Genomic DNA, 13,179 nt, shown 5'->3' on the forward strand with positions numbered 1-13,179 from the left:
CGATCACGCGACCGCGGCCTAGCCGGCGAAGCCGCCGGCCTTGAGAAACTCGTGTTCGAGTTCGGTGGTTGCCCTGGCCAACACCGCGTTGCGATGGGGAAACCGTCCAAACCGTTCAATGATATCGGCGTGCTCCTTGGCCCAATGGTAGGTGCTGGCGTCCAAATGCTGGTTCAACGCCAGCGAATGCTGCTGGTCCGCCGGGTCTTCGGAATGTTCAAACGGCAGGTAACAGAAGGCGCGCAGTTGCGGCTCGATCTGTTGATCCAACCCGGCGTCCACCATCCGGTAGGCGTATAAACGCGCCAGCGGGTCGGTAGCAAACATATGTGCTGTACCGCGAAAGGCATTGCGTGGGTATTGGTCCAACAGAATCAACAAGGCCAAAGCGCCCGGCGCCGAATCCAGCCAACCCTCCAACTCACGCCGGGCGGCTTGCATATGCGTGGCGTGAAAGGTCTCGCGAAAGGCTGCGTCAAACGCCTCATCCTTGGCGAACCAGCGCTTGGGCCCGGCCTGCTTCCAGAACGCGATCACTGCCTCGGCGGATTGTTCGTTCATGCTCGTCATTGTTCTCTCCACTCTTTAACGCAAAAAAGCCCGGTAGATTTCATCATCGATGTCGGCGATATCCATCAAGTTTCCCACAAGCGCCGTGCAAGCTCGTGCGCGTTCGCACCTATGGGGTATTGATCGCCCTTGACGTCGGAGCCTGACACTGCGCGCCACCGAGGCTGGCCCACGGCTTAAGGTGTAAAGACGTGCAGGTAGAACGCGTGAAACATGAAATACGCACACCCGGTCAGCGCCAGCCCCATGCAGCGGTTGAACCAGATAAACGCCGCCGCCCCGTTGATCCGCCGCCCCAGCAGCGCGCCCAGCAAGGCGTACACCCACGGCGCGCCGACCGCCCCCAGCCCCAGCAAGGCCGACACGCCAAAGATCGAGGCGCCGGTAATATGCGCCGCCGGCAACATCACGCTGGTAATCGGCAACACCGCGACGATGCCCTTGGGGTTGAGCAGCTGAATCACCAGGCCATTCCAGAAGGTCAGGGTCTTGGCCGGCGAACCTGAAGAATCATCCACCTCGGTACGCGCGGTGAACACCTGGTACGCGAGGTACAGCGTGTATACGCCGCCAATCAAAGAAATATACGGCAACGCCGCCTGGGAGATGATCGCTTCGCCGGTGTAGCCGAACAGCACGAACATCAACAGCATCGCGCACCCCACGCCGATGTAGAAGCCGGTGGAGCGACGGAACTTGCCCGTGAGGCCGGCGTTCAGGCCCATCAGGTTGACGGGGCCGGGGCTGTACATGACGCTGAACGCGTAGAGAAAAATGTCCATGGGGAACCTGCAGTAGAAGAAGTCAGGCGAGTCTACTGAGGGGGTTGGTGCGCATTCTTGAACGTTTGTGGTTGTTCATCACCTCTGCGCAACGACTATCATGTTTAAAATACCCACTCAAATGAGTACCCATGATCAACGCCAGCCTGCGCACTCACCTGACCTTATGGTTTGCCGGTTTGTCACTGCTCACGCTGCTGAGCGTCGGGATCTACGTGGGCCATATCGCCACCGAACAAATGAAGCAGGCCTCAGCCGACCGGGATTCCTCGGCGCTGCTCAAGCGTGCGGATAGGCAGCTGTATCAGGCCAGGGGCGCGGGTCGCCATCGGGTGGCGTGATGGTTCTCTGCCAAGACTTTTCGATAAAACGCCTGGAAGATCTGCCCGAGCAGATCCACACGCTGCACGCGCAGGCCGTCGCCGAAGGGTTCAGGATCCTCACGCGGCTTGTCACCGAATGGGACAACCGCACCACTCGGTTTGATCAACCCGGCGAGTGCCTTTTGGGTGTGTTCCGCCACGACCAGTTGGTCGCAATCGGGGGCGTTTCACGCGATCCGTATTCCACTCCCGACAACGGACGAATACGCCGCGTCTACGTCGCTCCATCAATGCGTGGGCAACATATTGGAAAAGCGCTGGTACAACAGTTGCTGGCATTCGCCGCCCTGCACTTTCAAACGGTGCGCCTGACGACAGACACAGCGCAGGGCGCAGCGTTTTATCGACAGTGCGGGTTTCACACGGTGACTGATGACACCGCCACTCACGCCAAGTCCGTGAAGTGATTTGGCTCACCTGCAGCTACCGCAGACCGGCGTTGTAGCCATAAACAGTCATACTCAGACGCTACCCTTGGAAACCTGGCGCGCAAAATCCGCCCGCTAACCTTTCGATCTGATCCAAGTGCGGGCACAATGCGTGTCCTTTTTTGGCAGGCACCGCCGCAGGCTCTCAAAAATGATCAAAACGCCGTACTACCTCATCGATAAACAGAAGCTTCTGGTCAACATGCAGAAGATTGCTTACGTGCGCGAGCAGTCCGGCGCCAAGGCGCTGCTGGCGCTCAAGTGCTTTGCCACCTGGTCGGTGTTTGACCTGATGCAGGAATACATGGACGGCACCACCTCGTCGTCGCTGTATGAATTGAAGCTCGGTCGCCAGAAGTTCGAAGGTGAAGCGCACGCCTACAGCGTGGCGTGGGCTGACGACGAAATCGAAGAGATGCTGGAGAACTGCGACAAGATCATCTTCAACTCCATCAGCCAATTGCAACGTTTTGCCGAACGCAGCGAAGGCAAGACCCGCGGCCTGCGCGTCAACCCGCAGGTCAGCAGCTCCGACTATTTGCTCGCCGACCCGGCGCGCCCATTCAGCCGCCTGGGCGAGTGGGACCCGGTGAAGATCGAAGGCGTGATCGAGCAGATCTCGGGCTTCATGTTCCACAACAACTGCGAGAACGGTGACTTCAACCTGTTCGACCAGATGCTGAACACCATCGAAGAACGCTTCGGTGCGCTGCTGCACAAGGTCAACTGGGTGAGCCTCGGCGGCGGCATCCACTTTACCGGTGAAGGCTATGCCATCGACGCCTTCTGCCAGCGCCTCAAGGCGTTCTCGCAGAAGTACGACGTGCAGGTGTACCTGGAACCCGGCGAAGCGGCGATCACCAACAGCGCTTCCCTGGAAGTCACCGTGCTCGACACCCTCTACAACGGCAAGAACCTTGCTGTAGTGGACAGCTCCATCGAAGCCCACCTGCTGGACCTGCTGATCTACCGCCTCAACGCCAAGCTGGCGCCGAGCGAGGGTGAACACACCTATATGGTGTGCGGCAAATCCTGCCTGGCCGGGGACATCTTCGGCGAGTATCAATTTGATCGTCCGCTGGCCATCGGCGATCGGCTGTCGTTCATCGACACCGCAGGCTACACCATGGTCAAGAAAAACTGGTTCAACGGCCTGAAAATGCCGTCCATCGTAGTGAAACAACTCGACGGTACAGTCGAGGTGGTTCGTGAATTTGGTTACGACGACTACCTGTCCAGCCTTTCGTAAGCTGGCGGATAAAGGAGAGATAAAGCAATTGAAAAAGAACGTTCTTATCATTGGTGCAGGAGGTGTCGCCAAGGTGGTGGCCCACAAGTGCGCGCAGCACAACGACGAACTCGGTCGTATTGCTATCGCGTCGCGCAACATCTCCAAATGCCAGGCCATCATCGACAGCGTCAAGGCCAAGGGTAGCCTCAAGGTGCCTGCGGATATTAAAGCCTTTGCGCTGAACGCCATGGACGTGGAAGCGACCAAGGCCCTGATCCGCGAGACAGAGTCGCAGATCGTCATCAACGTAGGTTCCTCGTTCCTCAACATGTCGGTACTGCGTGCCTGCATCGACACGGGCGTTGCGTACCTGGACACCGCCATTCACGAAGAGCCGGGCAAGGTCTGCGAGACCCCGCCGTGGTACGGCAACTATGAATGGAACCACCTGGAAGAGTGCAAACAGAAGAACATCACTGCCATTCTTGGCGTGGGCTTCGACCCGGGTGTCGTCAACGCGTATGCCGCGCTGGCGCAGCAACAGCATTTCGACCGCATTGATTCGATCGACATTCTCGATGTCAATGCCGGCAGCCATGGCAAATACTTTGCCACCAACTTCGACCCGGAAATCAACTTCCGCGAGTTCACCGGGCAGGTGTGGAGCTGGCAGAACAGCCAGTGGACCAGCAACACCATGTTCGAAGTCAAACGCACCGACGACCTGCCGGTCGTCGGTTCGCAGAACCTCTACCTTACCGGCCACGATGAAGTGCACTCGCTGTCGAAAAACCTCGACGTGCCCAACGTGCGTTTCTGGATGAGCTTCGGCGAACACTACATCAACGTGTTCACCGTATTGAAAAACCTCGGCCTGCTCTCCGAAAAGCCGGTCACCACCGCCGAAGGCCTGGAAGTCGTGCCGCTTAAACTGGTCAAGGCCGTGCTGCCCGACCCGTCTTCGCTCGCCCCGGGCTACACCGGCAAAACCTGCATCGGTGACCTGGTCAAAGGCACCAAAGGCGGCCAGCCACGTGAGATGTTCATCTACAACGTGGCCTGCCATGAAGAAGCCTTTGCCGAGACCGACAGCCAAGGCATTTCCTACACCGCAGGCGTACCACCGGTGGCCGCTGCGCTGCTGGTAGCGCGTGGCGAGTGGGACGTGAAACACATGGCTAACGTTGAGGAACTGCCGGCTGAGCCGTTCCTGAAGGCGCTGGACGTGATGGGCTTGCCGACTCGGATTAAAGACGAGAATGGTGATCGGGCTTGGGATGCGATGGCCTGATCAGGTGATTGCTGACCGAACAAAAAAATGCGCCCTCAGGGGCGCATTTTTTGTTGGGCCATAACAGACTTGTCAGAATAATGAAGAACCAAATGTGGGAGCGGGCTTGCTCGCGAAAGCGGTGTATCAGTGACGAACAGGTTGACTGACACCCTGCATTCGCAAGCAAGCCTGCCGCCACATTTGGCGCTCTGGCATGACTACTTCTCAACCGTCCGGCTTGAAATAACGTCCTGCGGCGCCAGCAACCAGTGCCGTGTAACAGTCCATCCCAGAAAGACTCTCGCGCCGTCTTCGGTTGCAGCGTGCTGAGGCAACACTTCGCCGGCGCAAACCTTGCGCAAGCCACTCATCACCGGCAGGAATGTCTCTCGAAAAGCCACTGGCTGTGTGGCGAAACAAGCCTCGACTGACGCCATGGCATCCCTGCGCTCACCCTCATCAAGCATCGCCAGATAGAACACCATCTGACGCCAGGCATAGGCGGTATTTTTGAGCATGCTCAACCGAGCATGATAATGCTCAATCCGCATCCGATGCCTTTTGCAGACCCACTCAAAACACGCCTGCACCATGCTGCCTAACCTCGGCTGCAGCAAAACCTTCAACCCAAGCTCTTCAAACAGTAACGCGAGGTTCTGCGTAGTTAAAATCTGTTGTTGCTCAACAATGGTGCCGTTGGTCGCCGGGTGCCACGTACCCAACTCAGCCCCTGCACGCTTTGCGCACAACGTCGCGAAAGCATTGTTTGCCGCTCGCGCACGTCGTCGCCCTTGGGTAACAAGGCTCGCCAGCTCATCGGTATCAATGTCGTAATAACGGGCGTAGAGGGAGCCTGCCAGCATCCGGCCTGCTCGACTGGCAGCATCGGTAAATTTATCGGAAAACTTACCCATGAAGATATCTGCGGCGACCTCTTCCACAAAGGGCAGGTCCAGTTCCGCAGTGTCCGCCAGTGTTGAGAATTCCTGAAGAAGCTTGTTAGGCAGGATGGCGTAAGGGAAAGCAGACAGCGTCAACGCCGATGACTCAACCAGTGCCTGCTGGGCAGCTCCTGCCACCACGGCACCGGACTGGCGATCGCCTTCAATGACGGCAACCCAAGGCAACTCACTAAGGCCAACCTGGCGCTGAAGGTTCAGCAGTAATAACGAACGCCGTCGGCGGAACGCGCGATAGGTAGCGGCGTATACCATTCTCAGCGCTTTATCGCGCAACCCCGAACTGCTCAGTTGCGCGGTCATCGCGGGCAACACCCGCGCGACGGTATCCCCTGAAGTAATCAGCCCATGCTCGATCAATTCGCTGATCGTGCCACTCCTGCATCGCTGAAGGCGGCGCTGGATCGCTGGTGGAATGTCAACGCCCTCGCCCTGCCCAAACGTCAAAGCCTCCTCAGCGGTGATCGGCGCGGCCAAATCAGCAAAATCCGAGAGACCACCCTGCGCGGGATACGCTGAGAGGCGATTCGCCACAACACGAGCAATGAGCTGATGCCCCGGCCCCGCCACCTGACGAAGTTGATTCGCACGCAACGCACGGTGAGAGACTGAACCCGGATCGCCATGCTTGCGCACAAAATCATCGACTATTTGCCTTACGCGACCGACTTGACGCCCGCTGAGCGATTGCGCGTCGCGGGCGCATTGCCCAAGTAAAGAAAACAGTTCCCCCACGCGATCCGAAGAGCGCCCGTCGATACCGAGCCGTTTAAAATCCAGCGCTAGCTCGGCCGCCCGCTCACACCATCCACTCGGGTAATGACGGCACGGCCAGCCTGCATCATAGGTAAGAAGGAAATGCGAAACAGCTGAATCATAAAGCGGTAAACGCGTTTTGATTGTCTGTTTCTGCACAATGATCTGAGCCTGGGAAGGCAAGGTTGAAAGCAACTGCTTGATCTCGCCTGTGTCCACAATGTGCACCTGCGCGGCTGAAAACGGCAGCTGCGTAGAGATCGACGGGAAGAAACGCAACCGGTCAAAGAACGGTCCAATCACGCCTATCAGCGCCCGAGCCTGCTCGGTTCGCTGCTGCCCGACTAGCCAAGCTACTGTCAGTAACGCGGCCTCTTCCGGCACATCAACCGCATAATCACAGCAGGCCAAACGTGAGTGCAGGGCCTCAAGGCCGTCATCCGTGAGATGCCAGGCATTGATATCGAGCCGTTCAAAACCTGGACGAATACCTGGAATAGAGGCGGCCAGTTCACGCTCATAGTCCGTCAGTTCGCCACCTGCCAACAGATTGCCGGTAGCAAAGCCGCCCGTGACGACTTCTAGCGTAACCCAGGCTGGAATCTCAGCAATCGGTGTACGCGAGCCATACTCGACGTTGCCTTGCAGCAGGTTCTCAATGACCTGCTGCCAGCGTGAGATACGCCTGCGGGAGTTAAAGCCAGCGACTGGGCCGCAATCCAAATCGTGCGCGAGCAGCGCTTTCGACAGTTGGAAGACTGCATAACCTGCGTCCATGCTAGTCACTCCTTGTGATCTGGAGGTGTGCCCAGATTGCTGTGTATGTAATGGGTCCGGAGGCTGGATTCGAACCAGCGCCCACCCGGTTAAGAGCCGAGTGTTCTACCGCTGAACTACTCCGGAACAGAGCACGCATTGTCGAGCAACACCTGAAAAATGTGAAGGGCCACGACCGTCATAAATCTGAAGCAAAAATAACTAAAAACCTGTCAAACCCCACAGGTTACGCCCCCAAAAATTGCGCGAGCTTAGCCAGTCGAGAGCGTAATCATCGATTGCGCTCACCCATTCATCATGAGCGAAAGGACTCGTCCATGAACCGGCCAGAGCCCGCAAATCGCAACACTTCGCCGATCAAGCCACGGGCACGAAACCGTTTAGGCATCACCGCCCTCCTGCCCCGCCGGGTGTTCGCGCTAATCATCGCACTTTGCACCCTTGGCGCACTGCAAGACCGCGTCCGCCGCGTACTGCCGGTGTACGCCGTGCTGCTGTGCGTCGGCATGCTCATGCTGTTATGGGCGGGTTGAATACGCTGGATTGCGCCTGGTTCACAGCTCGCAGGTATGACCCTCGCCATCAACGAGCGATGAAGATCAACCTGTGGGAGCTGGCTTGCCTGCGATAGCGATCTTCAAGTACCGCATGGGTTGACTGACACACTGCTATCGCAGGCAAGCCAGCTCCCACAGGAGATCGCGTGCGTTCAGATATTTCCCACAGCGGTTTCAGGTTGTCGGTCGGAAGTGGGCTGACTAATCTCTGTGCCGTCGCTGCCAATTCAGCGGCCGGATTTGACCGTCCGACTTAGAAGAGCAACTGCACCCGCATCGATCCTGGGCGTTTTTTTTACGCCTGATGTATCGTGTCGCGGCAGCTGTACGCGGGATACCTTCGGGTATGCCGGATTTGCTTCTTTAGCCGGTCGGTCCACCCTAATTCGTTTGACCGCGAATCGTGGCAGCTCCATTTATAAAGGAGCTTCACCATGATCAAAGACAGCCCAAATCCCCCAGGCCATCAAGACTACGACACCAGCACCCTGCACGAAGTGGCCTACCGTGCGATCGCCCACTACCTCAACCCCGGCAAACCCATTCCCGAACCCAGTGAAGGCATCTTCACCGTGCGCGCCGACCTGGGCACGGAAACCCTGCTGGTCAACGCCTCCCAGGATCTGGCGTCCATCAGTGATATCGCCAACCACCTGGCATTTGAAATCGACGGCTCCCAACACAATGTCGTGCTGGGCATCTGCCGCATGCTCGAAGGTGTGCAGTTGCTGGTGGACAAAGCGCTGAACATAGCCCACCCAGCCGCCTGAAGAGCGTTACCACGCAGAGCGTGAGAACTATCAATAAGCTATTTCTTATAAAGCAAATGACGAGGCCTATTAGCACACCCCCTTTACGTATTAAGACCACACAGTATCGCGAAAAATTATAAAAAACTGTCAGTATTCACAGGTGTGTGCCCCTTTTTTAGTTGCCATCATTACTCCGTATAACTCCCCTACCACGAAGGAGTACTTGAAATGGCATATACTCTCATTGGCAACTACGATGGCGGCCCTAATAACATTTATCGCTTAGTCATAGAAAAAAACGATGAGTCTAAGGGTTCCTTTAGCGGCAAATTCCATGACACGGGCACCAACAAGTGGGAACCCGTCAGTGGGAATTATGAATTTTTCTGGGATGGCCGTGATGAAACGGTCCTTACGTTTAATACCCAAGCCGGTGCATGGCGATGGGAAGCCGATCACCTGAAGGGTTCCCCTTCCTTTAAAACCTGGTTTTCCGTATTCACCCCGAACGCTGGTAAAAAATTTGAAACGTCTTTTAATTTAGAGTCCAACACACCGCAAAGGGTGACAGCTGAATAGTCGCATCGCCAATCACTATCAAACACGAATAGCTACTGATTTCCCCAGCATTGCAAGCAACTAACTCTTTAGCCGGTCGGTCAACCCGCGTATTGCTGCAACCCTGGTTCGTTTGACCGCGAATCGTGGCAGCTCCATTTATAAAGGAGCCTCACCATGATCAAAGACAGCCCAAATCCCCCAGGCCCACAAGATTACGACACCAGCACCCTGCACGAAGTGACCTACTGGCCCACCCAGCCGCCTGAAGATGGACGAGATAGAGCGCCTGAGCTATCTTCGGGCGCTCTATCGACAGACCGGAACAGGAAGTTACCGCTTGAGTAAATCGCCCCTTCTGCGAAGCCGCACCTTCGCCCTCCTCGCCGGCATTGCCTTTATTGCCGTGGACCAGCTAGTCAAACTGCTGGCCCTGGTTTCGCTGCAAGCCAGCAGTTTCAAAATCGGCTCCAACCCTCTCAACCTTGCGCTGGAACTGAGCCTCAACCCAGGCGCCTTCCTCAGCCTGGGCGCCGCATTGCCGCCGCAGGTCAAACAGCTGATCTTTATCGTTGGCGTAGCCGTCGTGGTGGCGTGGGCCATGGGGTGGTCGCTTTCCAACTGGAGCCAGCCGCTGCGTAAAGTCTTGCCGCTTTACGCAATTGCCTTGGGCGGTATCGCCAACTTGATCGACCGTGTGTTTCGCGACGGGCATGTCGTGGATTACATGGTGCTGAACGTGGGGCCCACACATACCGGCGTGTTCAATATTGCTGATATTGCAATTACAGCCGGGGCATTATTTTTGATGCTTGATCTGATTGTGAAACCCCACAAATCCTGATCAGCAAGGGGATTCGTGCATCAGCGTGAATCCCCAGGCACTCAAAACACCGACCACCCAATCCGCTCACTGAGCAACTCCAACGCCTTCATCCCCGCCAGCGAGTTCCCCGCCGCATTCAATTCCGGCGACCACACGCATACCGTAAATTGCCCCGGCACCACCGCGACAATTCCGCCGCCAACCCCGCTTTTACCCGGCAAACCCACGCGGTAGGCAAAGTTGCCCGCCTCGTCATACAGCCCGCTGGTGGCCATGATCGAGTTGACTTGCTTGGTCTGGCGCGCGGTCAAAATCTGCTCGCCACTGTGGGCACTTACGCCCTCGTTGGCCAGGAAGCTGAATGCCCTGGCCAGATCCAGACAGCTCATTTGCAGCGCGCAGTAATTGAAGTAGCTGTGCAGCACCGCGTCGACGTCGTTGTGGAAGTTGCCGAAGGCCTTCATCAGGTAGGCCATGGCCGCGTTGCGCGCGCCATGTTGCGCTTCGGACTCGGCGACGACGCTGTTGACCAGGATTTGCGGGTTACCCGACAGGCGCCGCACGAAGTCGCGCATCGACAGAATCGGCACGGCAAAGCGCGACTGGTTGATATCGCAGATCACCAGGGCGCCGGCATTGATGAAGGGGTTGCGCGGGCGGCCGCGTTCGAACTCCAGCTGCACCATGGAGTTGAACGGTTGCCCCGAAGGCTCGTGACCCAGGCGCTCCCAAATGGTTTCGCCGCCATGGTCGATGGCCTGCACCAGGCTGAACACTTTGGAAATGCTCTGTACCGAAAACAGCGTGTCGGCGTCGCCTGCGCAATAGGCCGAGCCGTCGTTGCCGTACACGGCAATGCCGAGCTGGTTGGCGGGTACATCGGCGAGTGCGGGGATGTAGTCGGCGACTTTGCCCTGGCCGATCAGGGGGCGAACTTCACCCAGGATCGATTCCAGCAGTGCCTGCATGTCTTGTCCGGTCATTCTTGTTGAATCAGTGATAAGCGGGGCGCGCAGGATACTTTAATGCGTCCGCAAGCACACCATTCAACCAATGTGGGGGCTTGCTGTGGCGAGGGAGCTTGCTCCCGCTGACTGCGAAGCAGTCTCCGGCTTTTTAGGGGCGCTTCGCACCCCAGCGCAAGCAAGCTTGCTCGCCACTGTCAGCCCGCATACATTTTGTCTCGCATAGCCGCTCAAAAATGCGCCACATCCGATACCTGCTCATCGAGCACATCCCGCGCCAGCGCCCAGGCGCGATCCCTGGATTCCACCACCAGCAGCGGATAGCCCCAGGCTTTGCCGAACATCACCGCAAACGGCTTGAGGGCCAGGCGTTGCGCGGCGCTGGGCTCCACCTGGATCATGCCTTTGACGTAGGCACGCAGCGCCTGTTTGTTTTTTTTCATCCAGATCGATGCGTGTTTGCGCTCCTCGTGAGAGTGCTCGTGGTTATTTTCGTCGACGGATTTTTCGTGCAGCAGCACAAAGGCTTGCTGGCGAGCCAGCAGGCTTTCGAACACCAAAAAAGCATCTTCGGGGCCGCCTTCGTTCGGCGCGTCAAACACGATTTTCACCACGGGGAAGGTTGTACTGTCGAGTCGCATGGCAAAGCTCCTGAATGAGAGTGGCTCTCACTATAGTGATCTCGCGACTGGACGACATTGCACAGAATAGCCAGAATGTTTCGCAATTCGGCCAAAAAGCGAACCCGCCATGCAACGCCACCGCCTCGAAGAGCACGACCTTTCCCGGTCCAGGGACGCCGACGTCATCCCGCGCGCAGTGGTGGCCGTGGGCGCCACCAGCACGTCCGAGCGTTGGGAACACACGCCGCACTCGCACCGCAAGGGCCAGTTGATGTACACCCTGCGCGGGGTGATTCATTGCCAGATCGAGGCCGGAATCTGGATCGTGCCGCCCCAGTGCGCGCTGTGGATTCCCGGTGGCCTGGCCCATGCCGCACGGGGCGCCGGCGAGGCTGAAGTGTATTGCCTGCTGATCGACCCGGACGCCGCCGGCGCCCTGCCCACCCAAGGCTGTACCTTGGCAGTGTCGGGCCTGGTGCATGAGTTGATCAGCAAGGCGGTAACGTTTCCCCACTTGTACGAAGAAAACGGCGCACAGGGGCGCCTGATCAGCACACTGTTGGATGAACTGGCCCAGGCGCCCATTGAAGACCTGCACCTGCCCATGCCCCAGGACCTGCGGCTACGGCGCCTGGCCGACAGCTTGCTGGCCAACCCCACTGACAAGTCCACGCTCGAACAATGGGCACAGCGCATCGGCATGAGTGAGCGCAGCATGACGCGCCTGCTGCTGGAGGAGTTGGGTTTGAGTTTCGGCCGCTGGCGCCGGCAGTTGCATGTAATCTTGTCACTGCAACGCCTGGCCAAGGGGGAAAGCGTGCAACGGGTGGCGCTGGACCTGGGGTATGAGAACGCCAGCGGCTTTATCACCATGTTCCGTAAGGCGGTGGGCAAACCGCCGGCGCGTTACCTGGCCGATCGCACCGGCGCGTCGAGTGCAACGGCGGTTGGCGCCATCGCGTTGCACCCGGACAGTTGATCAGCTAATCAGCGCTGAGTCGGAATGCGGATATCGCCAGCCCTGCACGTTGTTTTCACGCTATCGGGGCAGTTGGTAAAACGTAGCTCCTTGCTCATGCACACCCGCACTTCGGACAGCACCCTGCCTTTGCAAATGACCGCCATACCAGGGTTGCCCATGGTCGGGTTGCTCTGGCTGAACAGGCTCTCGATCTCTTGTGCATGCAGGTAATTGGGCGCATTGAACGGCTCCAATTGCTGCGGAATCTTCACGGCCGCCAGTGCCGTATCGGTCGCATCCAGATAACCCGAGGCACCCAACCCACTGCACGTACCGTGTTTGGCCCACATGTGCTTGAGCAAGGCCTGTGAGGAGAAGACCAACGCACCTTTGGCCAATTCAGTTGGCGACAGGCGCGATTGCGCATCACACGATTCCGGCCAACCGCCTTTGGTGTATTGCGGCCAAAGGCCATGCAGCAAAAAACCGTAGTCTTCCGTGCATTTTGTTTTGCCTGGATTTATCAGGCAATAGGTAGGCGACCATGACAGCGACAACACATAAAAATCAAACGCTCCAGGCGTCCCTTGACTACGCGAAGCCGCCAACACATTGATGGTCAGCAACAGCCACAACAGCATCCAATATTTCATTTGCCCACTCCTTAGAAAGGAACAGGTATATCCCGATTAACTTGGCAAATTGGAGTAACGTTGTACCACCTTATCCAGGATCCGATCGCTCCCAGGCGCCTCAATCGCAGGCGAAGGATGGCCGG

Annotated in this window: 14 protein-coding genes, 1 tRNA gene and 1 pseudogene; 9 read left to right on the top strand and 7 right to left on the bottom strand. The window is 57.6% G+C overall.

Annotated features, from left to right (window positions below):
- Nucleotides 1-18 precede the first annotated feature (18 nt).
- Complete coding sequence (locus QF043_RS15670) at nucleotides 19-561, bottom strand: DUF924 family protein (RefSeq protein ID WP_307421408.1); 543 nt, start codon at nucleotides 559-561, stop codon at nucleotides 19-21.
- Nucleotides 562-746: 185 nt separating this feature from the next.
- Nucleotides 747-1,352, bottom strand: coding sequence for a LysE family translocator (locus QF043_RS15675; protein WP_307419250.1), 606 nt, complete (start codon nucleotides 1,350-1,352; stop codon nucleotides 747-749).
- A 131-nt stretch (nucleotides 1,353-1,483) separates the two neighbouring features.
- Here QF043_RS15675 and QF043_RS15680 point away from each other — a divergent pair.
- The 4 genes and pseudogenes from QF043_RS15680 to QF043_RS15695 all read left to right on the top strand — a co-directional run.
- Nucleotides 1,484-1,654 (top strand): annotated as a pseudogene (locus QF043_RS15680) (GGDEF domain-containing protein); the annotation flags it as partial.
- Between the two features lie 38 nt (nucleotides 1,655-1,692).
- Nucleotides 1,693-2,142, top strand: a complete 450-nt coding sequence (locus tag QF043_RS15685; protein WP_307419251.1) for a GNAT family N-acetyltransferase — start codon at nucleotides 1,693-1,695, stop codon at nucleotides 2,140-2,142.
- 172 nt (nucleotides 2,143-2,314) lie between these two features.
- A complete protein-coding gene (locus QF043_RS15690) occupies nucleotides 2,315-3,412 on the top strand; it encodes a carboxynorspermidine decarboxylase (RefSeq protein WP_065912037.1) in 1,098 nt (365 codons plus the stop codon).
- A gap of 28 nt (nucleotides 3,413-3,440) precedes the next feature.
- On the top strand, nucleotides 3,441-4,685 hold the full coding sequence (locus QF043_RS15695; RefSeq protein ID WP_307419252.1) for a saccharopine dehydrogenase family protein: 1,245 nt from the start codon (nucleotides 3,441-3,443) through the stop codon (nucleotides 4,683-4,685).
- 200 nt (nucleotides 4,686-4,885) lie between these two features.
- Here QF043_RS15695 and QF043_RS15700 read toward each other — a convergent pair whose 3' ends face one another.
- Both QF043_RS15700 and QF043_RS15705 read right to left on the bottom strand, forming a co-directional pair.
- Nucleotides 4,886-7,159 carry a hypothetical protein gene (locus QF043_RS15700; protein ID WP_307419253.1) on the bottom strand — a complete coding sequence of 758 codons (2,274 nt, stop codon included), beginning with the start codon at nucleotides 7,157-7,159 and terminating at the stop codon, nucleotides 4,886-4,888.
- Nucleotides 7,160-7,210: 51 nt separating this feature from the next.
- Nucleotides 7,211-7,285 (bottom strand) — tRNA-Lys (locus QF043_RS15705).
- A 191-nt stretch (nucleotides 7,286-7,476) separates the two neighbouring features.
- On the opposite strand from QF043_RS15705, the gene QF043_RS15710 reads away from it, so the two are divergent.
- The 4 genes from QF043_RS15710 (at nucleotide 7,477) to QF043_RS15725 (ending at nucleotide 9,870) form a co-directional block, all read left to right on the top strand.
- On the top strand, nucleotides 7,477-7,692 hold the full coding sequence (locus QF043_RS15710) for a hypothetical protein (protein ID WP_307419254.1): 216 nt from the start codon (nucleotides 7,477-7,479) through the stop codon (nucleotides 7,690-7,692).
- A gap of 458 nt (nucleotides 7,693-8,150) precedes the next feature.
- Nucleotides 8,151-8,486: a DUF6124 family protein gene (locus QF043_RS15715; protein ID WP_307419255.1), complete on the top strand. Its 336-nt coding sequence runs from the start codon at nucleotides 8,151-8,153 to the stop codon at nucleotides 8,484-8,486.
- 210 nt (nucleotides 8,487-8,696) lie between these two features.
- Entirely contained in the window at nucleotides 8,697-9,047 is a 351-nt protein-coding gene (locus tag QF043_RS15720) for a hypothetical protein (RefSeq protein ID WP_307419256.1), read from the top strand.
- A gap of 319 nt (nucleotides 9,048-9,366) precedes the next feature.
- Nucleotides 9,367-9,870: a signal peptidase II gene (locus QF043_RS15725; protein ID WP_307419258.1), complete on the top strand. Its 504-nt coding sequence runs from the start codon at nucleotides 9,367-9,369 to the stop codon at nucleotides 9,868-9,870.
- Nucleotides 9,871-9,911: 41 nt separating this feature from the next.
- Here the strand turns inward: QF043_RS15725 and glsB are convergent, their stop codons facing one another.
- Both glsB and QF043_RS15735 read right to left on the bottom strand, forming a co-directional pair.
- Nucleotides 9,912-10,820, bottom strand: a complete 909-nt coding sequence (gene glsB / locus QF043_RS15730; protein ID WP_058422212.1) for a glutaminase B — start codon at nucleotides 10,818-10,820, stop codon at nucleotides 9,912-9,914.
- A 227-nt stretch (nucleotides 10,821-11,047) separates the two neighbouring features.
- Nucleotides 11,048-11,458 (bottom strand): hypothetical protein, encoded by a 411-nt coding sequence (locus QF043_RS15735; protein WP_307419259.1) that lies wholly within the window; start codon nucleotides 11,456-11,458, stop codon nucleotides 11,048-11,050.
- A gap of 109 nt (nucleotides 11,459-11,567) precedes the next feature.
- Here QF043_RS15735 and QF043_RS15740 point away from each other — a divergent pair, with 109 nt between their 5' ends.
- Complete coding sequence (locus QF043_RS15740) at nucleotides 11,568-12,419, top strand: helix-turn-helix domain-containing protein (RefSeq protein ID WP_307419260.1); 852 nt, start codon at nucleotides 11,568-11,570, stop codon at nucleotides 12,417-12,419.
- Nucleotides 12,420-12,427: 8 nt separating this feature from the next.
- On the opposite strand, the gene QF043_RS15745 is transcribed toward QF043_RS15740, so the two are convergent.
- Nucleotides 12,428-13,054 (bottom strand): ribonuclease T2, encoded by a 627-nt coding sequence (locus tag QF043_RS15745; protein WP_307419261.1) that lies wholly within the window; start codon nucleotides 13,052-13,054, stop codon nucleotides 12,428-12,430.
- Nucleotides 13,055-13,179 lie beyond the last annotated feature (125 nt).

The organism is Pseudomonas sp. W3I7, from assembly GCF_030816095.1.
GTDB lineage: Bacteria > Pseudomonadota > Gammaproteobacteria > Pseudomonadales > Pseudomonadaceae > Aquipseudomonas > Aquipseudomonas salomonii.